A 1,878-nucleotide genomic window follows, 5' to 3' on the forward strand; every position below is an offset into this window, starting at 1 on the left:
GACCGCCGCGGCCACGTCGCGCGCCTGCGCGCGCGTCTCAAGCCGCAGCGTGGCCGACTGGCCCAGCGTCGCATGGGCGGCCACCTCGAACAGCTGGATCAGCCGCACCTCCCCCCCGAAATCGAGCGGGATCGCCCGTGCGCCGACAAGCGGATCGTCGTGATCCACCACGCCATTGCCCGCGCGGTCCCAATAGAGCCGCATCCCGCGCAGCGGTGCCTTGCCCTGCGCCTGGGCGACGGCGGGCCAGATGTCGAGATCGGTGTTGCCAGTGTTGCGGATCACGAAGTCGAGCCGTGTCGAGACGCCGCGCGGCACGACCCGCTCCGCCCCGCCCGCCAGCTCGAGCGCCGGCACCGCCCGCACCAGCGCCTCCACCCGGTTCGAGGAGACCGTCTCGCGCAGGCCGAGACCGGTGTGGAAATAGGAGACCTGTGCGATGTTGACGATCGCCGCCCCCGCCCGTGCCGGGGCCGCGGCAAGCCCGCCGCCCATGCCCGGACCCCAAAGCGCGAGCAGCAGGACAAGGCAGAGCCGCCAGGCTGCGGACATGACGACAGGAGGCGTGAGGCGACGCGGCATTGCGTGGTCCTTATGGGGTGCGGAAGGCAGCAGGGGCCCGGGCCTCCGCCCATCGGGCGGAGGCGCGCGGCCTATGGCGCAAAGGCGAAAGCGGGATTGCGGCGCGACCGGGCAGCGCAGCGCGGCGCGGCGCGGCTCAGTCGTCGACGCGGACGGTGAACTCCAGCGTGGCGACGCCGCCCGGCGCGAGCGTGCCATGCGTGCTGCGGATGTTCGGCGCGGCGGTGATGTCGACGCTGGAGCTGCCGGCGGGGGTCACGGCGGCGGCGCAGGCGGTGCCGCAGGTTTCGAGCGCGGTATAGGCGGGCACGATGTCCTGCACCACCACGTCGCTCACCGGGTCGGCGCCCGAATTGCTGGCGGTGATGCGGTAGCGGATGCACTGCCCCGGCGAGACGTCCTGCCGGGTCTTGCCATAGCTGCCCGGCGTGCCGGTGCAGCCCGGATCGACCGCCTGCGTCTTGACCAGCACCACGTCGCCCGAGACCACCGTGATCCGGTCGACGAGGCTGTTGTCGGAGGTATCGGCATCCGACAGCGCGCCGCCGTTGAGGCTGCTGCCGATGGTGAGGGTGGCGGCCTCGGTCTGCCCCGCCACGCCCGACACCTGCACATGGTGGATCAGCGACAGCGTCTCGCCCGCCGCCAGCCCGCCGGTGATGTCGGCGATATCGGTGACCAGCGGATCGGTGGCGTCCAGCCGCCCGTCGCCGTTGGCATCGTGGTAGATCGCGCCGCTGAAGGCGCTCAGCCCGGTCACGCCGATCGCGCCCGCGGTGATGTCGACATTGCCCTCGTTGGTAAGGGTATGCAGGATATCGACCGTGCCGCCGGGTGCGGCCTGCACCGTCTGGTCGGCGGTGATCGACAGGTCGGCCACGGCGTTGACGGCGATGGCGTTGTGGATCTGATCACCCTGCCCCGAAACCGGAGAGGTGACGGCGATCTCGACCGGGACGGTGGCGGCCCTCGCCCCGGCGGGCGGCGTCACGATGACGTCGATCTCGCGCGCGGTGCCGCTCGGCAATGTGCCGGTGTTGGAGACGATCGTGCCGTCGGCCAGCCGGAATTCGACCAGCCAGCCCGCCGGAAGCGGCGTCGCCAGCGACAGGTTGTAGCTGTCGGCGGTCGGGCCGAGATTCTCGATCCGCATCGGAAAGGTGACGGCCTCGCCGGGATCGGCGGCGGTGGTGATCCACGGCGCGCCGCCATCGGTGGCGTTGGCGCCGTCGCCCTCCGCCCCGGCGGTGCCGCGGTTTTCAAGATCGACCGCGGCGGCGGTGAGCGCGCCCGCGA

General features: G+C 72.1%; 2 protein-coding genes. Both read right to left on the reverse strand.

What is annotated here, in order from left to right:
- A partial coding sequence (locus NHG85_RS16695) for a hypothetical protein (RefSeq protein ID WP_253334514.1) occupies positions 1-552 on the reverse strand: 552 nt, incomplete at its 3' end.
- Positions 553-718: 166 nt separating this feature from the next.
- Positions 719-1,878: NEW3 domain-containing protein (locus NHG85_RS16700; RefSeq protein ID WP_253334515.1), on the reverse strand; the 1,160-nt coding region annotated here is incomplete at its 5' end.

Source organism: Limimaricola litoreus (genome assembly GCF_024159025.1).
Classification (GTDB): domain Bacteria; phylum Pseudomonadota; class Alphaproteobacteria; order Rhodobacterales; family Rhodobacteraceae; genus Limimaricola; species Limimaricola litoreus.